The organism is Allosphingosinicella sp. (genome assembly GCF_036387215.1).
GTDB lineage: Bacteria > Pseudomonadota > Alphaproteobacteria > Sphingomonadales > Sphingomonadaceae > Allosphingosinicella.
In genome coordinates, this window is sequence record NZ_DASVUE010000286.1 from 1 (window position 1) to 7,426 (window position 7,426).

At 67.0% G+C, this 7,426-nt stretch carries 5 protein-coding genes and 1 pseudogene; 4 read left to right on the forward strand and 2 right to left on the reverse strand.

From position 1 onward, the window contains the following. Together VF662_RS11630 and VF662_RS11635 are read left to right on the forward strand one after the other, a co-directional pair. Positions 1-376: ABC transporter ATP-binding protein (locus VF662_RS11630; protein WP_464141286.1), on the forward strand; the 376-nt coding region annotated here is incomplete at its 5' end. Next, complete coding sequence (locus VF662_RS11635; protein ID WP_464141288.1) at positions 373-2,868, forward strand: ABC transporter permease; 2,496 nt, start codon at positions 373-375, stop codon at positions 2,866-2,868. The genes VF662_RS11630 and VF662_RS11635, both read left to right, overlap by 4 nt. On the opposite strand, the gene VF662_RS11640 is transcribed toward VF662_RS11635, so the two are convergent. Beyond that, positions 2,869-4,512: a peptidylprolyl isomerase gene (locus VF662_RS11640; protein ID WP_464141291.1), complete on the reverse strand. Its 1,644-nt coding sequence runs from the start codon at positions 4,510-4,512 to the stop codon at positions 2,869-2,871. It lies immediately after the preceding gene. A gap of 178 nt (positions 4,513-4,690) precedes the next feature. Here VF662_RS11640 and VF662_RS11645 point away from each other — a divergent pair, with 178 nt between their 5' ends. Further along, positions 4,691-5,347, forward strand: coding sequence for a glutathione S-transferase family protein (locus VF662_RS11645; protein WP_464141295.1), 657 nt, complete (start codon positions 4,691-4,693; stop codon positions 5,345-5,347). A gap of 48 nt (positions 5,348-5,395) precedes the next feature. After that, entirely contained in the window at positions 5,396-6,904 is a 1,509-nt protein-coding gene (locus VF662_RS11650; protein WP_464141298.1) for an aldehyde dehydrogenase family protein, read from the forward strand. Positions 6,905-6,944: 40 nt separating this feature from the next. On the opposite strand, the pseudogene VF662_RS11655 reads toward VF662_RS11650, so the two are convergent. Next, positions 6,945-7,426: pseudogene (locus VF662_RS11655) on the reverse strand (hypothetical protein); the annotation flags it as partial.

The following is a 7,426-nucleotide window of genomic DNA, read 5'->3' on the forward strand; positions in this document are numbered from 1 at the left end:
GCACGAGAATGTGGCGGTTCCGCTCGAGCTTGCCGGCGTAGCGGACGCCTTCCCGATCGCGGCGGCCGAGCTCGGTGCGGTCGGCCTCGGCCACCGCCTCACCCATTATCCGATGCAGCTTTCGGGCGGCGAGCAGCAGCGCGTGGCAATCGCCCGCGCCACCGCGCCGAAGCCGGAGCTGATCTTCGCCGACGAGCCGACCGGCAATCTCGACGCCGCAACCGGCACCGCGATCCTCGACCTCCTGTTCGACCGCCAGCGCGATACCGGCGCGACCCTCCTCGTCATCACCCACGACCCCGCCCTCGCCGCCCGCTGCGGCCGGGTGCTCGAGATGCAGGACGGGCGGATCGTGTCGGACAGCAGGACCGCGTGAACCTCCCCCTCCGCCTCGCGCTTCGGGATCTGCGCGGCGGCCTCACCGGGCTTCGCCTGCTTGCCGTCTGCCTGTTCCTCGGCGTTGCGGCGCTTGCAGCGGTGGGGTCGCTCTCGGCGGCGATCGTTTCCGGACTTGCCGAGCGCGGCCAGTCGATCCTCGGCGGCGACGTACAGCTCACGGTTGCGCAGCGCGAGGCCACGGCCGAGGAGCTCGCCGCCTTCCGGCGTGAGGGGCGGCTGTCGCACGTCACCCGAATGCGCGCCATGGCCGCGCGGCTCGATGGCGCCGAAAGCGTGCTCGTGGAGCTCAAGGGCGTCGACGACGCCTACCCCCTGTTCGGGTCTCTGCGGCTGCAGCAGGGCGCTCTCGTTCCACGCCCCTCCCGAAGCCAGGTCGCGATCGGCTCCGAGCTTGCAGACCGGCTCCGCGTCCGGATCGGCGAGAGCATCCGCATCGGCAATGCCGAGCTCCGGATCGTCGGCTTCATCGCCGAGGAGCCGGACCGCGTCGGCCAGGGCTTCACGCTCGGCTCCACCGCGCTCATCGACCGCGCCGGCCTCGCCGCCACCGGCCTCGTCCAGCCCGGGAGCCTCTACACCAATGCCTATCGCCTGAAGCTGGCGCCCGGCGCCGACGTGACGGCCGTCAGCAAGCGTCTCGGCACGAGCTTCAAGGATGCCGGCTATCAGGTCCAGGACCGGACCAACGGCGCCCCCGGCACGCGCCGCTTCATCGAGCGGCTCGGCCAGTTCCTCACCCTCGTCGGTCTCACCGCCCTCATCGTCGCCGGGATCGGCGTCGGCAACGGCGTCTCCTCCTATCTCGACGGCAAGCGCGGAACGATCGCGACCCTGAAGCTGCTTGGCGCAAGCAGCCGCACCATCTTCCTCTCCTACCTGCTCCAGATCGGCATCGTCGCACTCGGAGCGATCCTGGTCGGCCTCGCATTCGGCGCCGCCGCGCCATGGATCGTCACCCTCGTCGCGGGAAGCGCCCTTCCCGTGCCGCCGCGCCTCTCGCTCTACCCGCTGCCGCTCGTCGTGAGCGCGGCCTATGGCCTCCTCATCGCCTTCGTGTTCGCGCTGCCGCCGCTCGCCCGCGCCCGCACCGTCGCCGCCGCTTCGCTGTTCCGGGGCAGCCTGGAGCCGCTCCGCCGCCCCTCCTTCCTGGTCCTCATCGGAGTGCTGGCCGCCGCCGCGCTGATCGCGGCACTTGCCATTCTCACCGCTCGCGAGCCGATCTTCGCCGCCGGCTTCATCGGCTCCGCACTCGCCCTCCTCCTGCTCCTGACGCTGCTCGGCGCCCTCATCCGCTGGGCCGCTTCGAAGCTGCCGCGGCCGCGCAACCCCATCTTCCGCCTCGCACTCGCAAACCTGCACCGGCCGGGCGCCCAGACCGGCCGCCTCGTCGTCGCGCTCGGCCTCGGCCTCACCCTCTTCACCACCCTGGCAGTGATCGAGACCAACCTTTCCGGCCAGATCCGCACCACCATTCCAGCTAAAGCGCCGAGCTTCTTCATGCTCGACATTCCCGTCGAGGACGTCCCCCGCTTCCGCGCGCTTGCCACCCGGGCGGCGCCGCAGGGCGAGCTCGTCACCATCCCCTCGCTTCGCGGCTCCGTCGTCGCGGTGAAGGGCCAGAGGGTCGCGGACATGGCCGAGATCCCAGAGGGGGCATGGTTCCTTCGCGGGGACCGCGGCCTCACCTACGCAGCCGCGGTGCCGCAGGGCAGCCGCGTCGTCGCCGGCAGATGGTGGCCTGCCGACTATCAGGGGCCCCCGCTCATCTCGCTCGACGTCGAAGCCGCCCGCGCGGCGGGGCTGAAGGTCGGCGACACGATGACCGTCTCGATCCTCGGCCGCGAGATCGACGCCACCATCGCCTCACTCCGCGAGATCAACTGGGATACGATGGGGTTCAACTTCGTCATCATCTTCGCTCCGGGGACGCTGGAGAGCGCGCCGCACAGCTTCATGGCGACGATCTCGATGCCGGAAGCCCAGGAGCGCCCCTTCGCCCGCGCCGTTTCCCGCGCCTTTCCGACGATCAGCGCGATCCGGGTGAAGGAAGTGGTGGAGGCGGTCTCGAACATGCTCGGCCAGCTCTCCGTCGCCGTCCGTTCGGCGGCGAGCGTCGCGATCCTGGCGGGCATCGCGGTTCTGGTCGGCGCCCTCGCCGCCTCCCGCCGCGCCCGCATCTACGATAGCGTGATCCTGAAGCTGCTCGGCGCCACCCGCTCCCGGATCCTCACCGCCCAGGCGCTCGAATTCACCGCGCTCGCGCTCATCGTCAGCGCGGTTGCCTTCGCGCTCGGAGCCACGTCCGGCTGGTACGTCGTCGTGAAGGTACTCGAACTCGATTGGGCGCCCGATTGGGCAATCATTGCCCTCACCCTGGCCGCCGGCGCGATCGTTACCCTTGTACTCGGCCTCCTCGGCTCCCTACCTGCACTGGCGGCGCGGCCAGCGCAGGCGCTTAGGGGCCTTTGACTAGGGCTTTTTCCGAGCTGCCAACTCTTCCTCAGCGGTAATTGCCGCAAGTTCCGCCTTATACAGAGCTGCTTGGGCCAGCCAGTCGGCCGTGACCGCCGCGTTGGGATCCGGATTCTTGAGCGAGTCCAATTCCTTCTCCTTCGTCAGGAGAGTAATCTGCTGCTGGATCACAGCGGCCTCCTCGGCACGGGTGGCTGCGAGCAGTTCACGCGCATCCTTTGCGGCCTGCTTCTCCTCCGCGCGGCGCTCGTCATAATATTTTTCTATCTGCGACCCGATGTCGCTCGCGGCAAGTGCCGCGCGCTGGGCGGCGGACTTGTTCTGATATTCGAACTTTTCGATCATCCCATTCTCCCGCAGATGCAGGGCCAGCTGGTTGTTCTCGAAGATCTCATTCTTGAACGGCAGGAACCGGAGCTGCCCGAGCTGAGGGATCGGCATGGCATCCCCTCTCAAGATCGCAGCTTCGCTCTGCGAGTCGCAGCCCTCGGTCTCCTTGCAAATTACCAGCCGGCCGTCGATCGGTGGTCGGACGAAGATGCCGGCATCGGCAGCCGCATCGCGTGCCTCGTAGCCCGTACGGCTGATCGAGCAGCCGACCAGCGGCTTGGCGGGATCGCATGGAGCGGTTGCGCCATCGATGGGCTCCAGTCGCAGATAGGTCGCGAGCTTAGGCACCACACATTCAAGCACGTCCGCCTCCGTCCCCTCGCATTTGTCTTGAACGGGTTTGTTCGGGTCCACGATCGTGTTCCGGACCTCAAGTAGCTTCATGGCCAGCTTGACCTTCATCGGATCGGACAAGGGGCTCTCGGCGCGGGTTTCGTTGAAGGCTAACGGCCAGCGCTGCTTGTGCGTGATCGTCAAATCCTCGAGCGCCTTGGCTAGGGCCTTCCTTGCTGCGTCCACGGCATCGCTTCGCAGCCTTTGCTCCTGCATAAGTCCGAACAGCCGGTCTTTCTGAGCATCCGATACCGCGCCCAGCAGGGCCAGCTTCGAGATTTCAGCGGTAGTGTCGGTAAGAAGACCCGTTTTCGTCTCCAGATCGCTTTTCGCGGCTTTTGAGGTGGCAAGAAGCTTCTCCGCTTCCTCGGTGCACATCACCTTGGGTGTTGTCGTTAAGGTGCGCGTCGGCGGGGCGGACTCCCCGAATACCACGTTGGGCGGCGATGCTATTGAGGCGATCGAAAGCGCCGTCTTCGCCACCGCCTTCAGCACCTCGTCCGTCTTGTCGTCTGCGCTGACGTTGATCGATTTCAGCGTCCTGCTTTTTTCATAATGCTCGATGGCAAAGCTCGTCGTCTTCATCATGTTGGACAGGGCGCTGTAGTCGATCAGATAATGTTCTCCGGCCACAATCAGCGGCGTTGCTTCTGCGACGACTGAAAAGGTCAGATCCTTCCGTTTCGTAGCGGGGTCGGCCGCGGTCGCCGCCGGAGCTGGTATGCCTTCTGGGCAGGCGGTAAGGGTACGCGTGACGGTGACATCATATTGCTGCATCGGTAGGCTGTAGGGTATGCCTTTCAGCGCCGATGTTGGCGTAGCTGTTCGATAAACGTCAGGCTCCGTGCTGAGCGAGGTCGTACACCCCCCAGCCGAGATGGCGAACACACCCAGTGCGACGATCCCGAGGTAATGCATAGCAAGCCCCCTTTGCTGCGATCGGAGCAGCATGAAAAAGCCTGCGGGCAATGTCCACTTCAATAACAACCAAATCAAAGTTCTTTTCTAGAGCTGCTTGATACTGCTAGCCGGCTTTTCCTTCCATCGGGCTGGAGAGGAAAAGCCCCCTTCCCTCAGCTTTTCACAGGAACTTCATATGATCGATCTCTACACCGCCGCCACGCCCAACGGCTGGAAGGCCTCGATCACGCTCGAGGAGCTGGAGCTCCCCTACGAGCTCCACTCGATCGATCTCTCCTCGGGCGAGCAGAAGAAGCCGTGGTTCACCGCGATCAACCCGAACGGCCGAATCCCCGCGATCGTCGACTGCGGCAATGACGGTTTCGCCGTGTTCGAGAGCGGCGCGATCATGCTCTACCTCGCCGAAAGGGCCGGCCGTCTCCTTCCCCCCGACGAAAAGGGCCGCAGCCGCGTCATTCAGTGGCTGATGTTCCAGATGGGGGGCGTCGGCCCGATGATGGGCCAGGCGAACGTCTTCACCCGCTACTTCCCTGAAAGGATCCAGCCCGCCATCGACCGCTACCAGCGGGAAGGCAGGCGCCTGTTCGAGGTGCTGGACGGGCACCTCGCCGCCAATGAGTATCTCGCCGGCGACTATTCGATCGCCGACATCGCCAACTGGTCGTGGGTGCACACCTACGAATGGCCGGGGATCGACATTGGCGGCCTGGGCAATCTGAAGCGGTGGATGGACCAGATCGCCGCGCGCCCGGCGGTGCAGCGGGGCGTCGTTCGGCCACCCCGGCAGAACGCGGAGGAGCAGGTCCAGAAGGCCCGCTCCATCCTCGCCTAGCATTGCCGCCGCCGCTATAGGCCGGGCACGAATTCAAAGGATCGGACAATGAACGAGATGACCAGCATCGCCCCGCAGCCGGACTATTCGGAGGCGGCCCGCAAGGCGCTCGCGCGGGAGGCGGCTTTGTTCATCAACGGCGAGTGGGTGCGCTCGACGCACGACAAGCTGATCCCGGTCTACGATCCCTCCACCGGCCGCGAGATCGCCTCTGTGGTCGATGCGAGCGTCGAGGATGTGGACCGCGCCGTCGCCGCCGCCCGCACCGCCTTCGACGACGGCCGCTGGACCGGCCTTGCCCCACAGCAGCGCGAGCGCCTGATCCACCGCCTGGCCGACCTGCTGGAAGCCAATATCGCCGACATTGCGGAGCTCGAATCGATCGACAACGGCAAGCCGCGGAGCGCGTCCGCCGGCTACGATCTCCCGCGCTCCGTCGCCACGCTCCGCTACATGGCCGGCTGGGCGACCAAGCTGACGGGCGACCATGTCGAACCGGCGACCTTCCCGACCGGCTCCCTCCACGCCTACGTCCGCCGCGAGCCGATCGGCGTCTGCGCGCAGATCGTGCCCTGGAACTTCCCCCTGATGATGGCCGTGCAGAAGATCGCGCCGGCGCTCGCCGCCGGCTGCACGATCGTGCTGAAGCCCGCCGAGCAGACCAGCCTGAGCGTGCTCCGCCTCGCCGACCTCATCGCGGAAGCGGGCATCCCGGCCGGGGTCGTCAACATCGTGACCGGCATGGGCGAGACCGCGGGCGACCGCATGGTCCGCCATCCGGACGTGGACAAGGTCGCCTTCACCGGCTCCACCGAAGTCGGCAAGCTGATCAACCGCGCCGCCACCGACACCCTGAAGCGCGTGACGCTGGAGCTCGGCGGCAAGTCGCCGGTGATCGTCCTCCCCGATGTCGACATTTCCAAAACCGCCGCCGGCGCCGCCCGCTCGATCTTCGCCAATTCGGGCCAGGTCTGCATTGCTGGCTCGCGCCTCTACGCGCACCGCGACATCTTCGATCAGCTGCTGGAAGCGGTGGCCGAGAATGCCGGCAAGTGGAAGGTCGGTCCGAGCCTTGCCCCGGACACGATGATGGGCCCACTGGTCTCCACGGAGCAGCATGAGCGCGTGCTCGGCTATATCGAGCAGGGCCGGAAGGCGGGAGCGACGGTGCTGAGCGGCGGCGACACGCCGGGCGGCGACGGCTATTTCGTGAACCCCACCATCCTCGTCGACGTGAAGCCCGAAATGTCGGTGGTGCGCGAGGAGATTTTCGGCCCCGTCCTCACCGCCCAGCGCTTCGACGATCTCGACGCGGTGGCGAAGGCGGCGAACGACACCACCTACGGCCTCGCCGCAAGCGTTTGGACCCGCGACGTCTCGGCGATGCACAAGCTCGCGGCCAAGCTCAAGGCGGGCATGGTCTGGGGCAACACCAATTCGGCCGCCGACACCTCCCTCCCCTTCGGCGGCTTCAAGCAATCCGGCTTCGGCCGCGAGAGCGGGCGGTACGGGATCGAGGGCTACACCGAACTCAAGACCGTGGCGATCGCGCTCTAGGGTGTCCCCTCCCCCCCCGGGGGGGGGAGGGAGATCTGCCTCAGCCCATCAGCGCCGGCAGCACGGCCTGGAGCAAGGTCGCCTGCGGGTCGGCTTCGTAGCCGGCATAATCGTCATAGCCGGTCATCATGCCGTCCGCTGCTCCGCGGAGGCCGCCGAGGCCGGCAAGCTCGCCGAGACCGCCGCCGCCTAGGCCGCCGAGGCCGCCGAGCAGCGAATCGTCGATGCCGAGGCCGCCGCCGAGCAGGCTTCCGACCACTGGAAGGAGGCTGCCGATATCGCCGAGGCCTCCGAGCGAGCCGAGCCCGGCATCGCCTGCATATTGATCATAAGCCGGATCGTAGCCGCCCTCATAGCTTGGCGCGCCGTACGGATCACCGCCGCCAAGGCCGCCGAGCGCGCCGAGGCCGAGATCGCCCAGCCCCGCCTGCTGCAGGACCGCCGGGAGCAGCGCCGTCAGGATGCCGCTCATCCCGCCGCCGCCGAACAGGCCGCCAAGGCCTTCATCGCCGTAGGAGACGT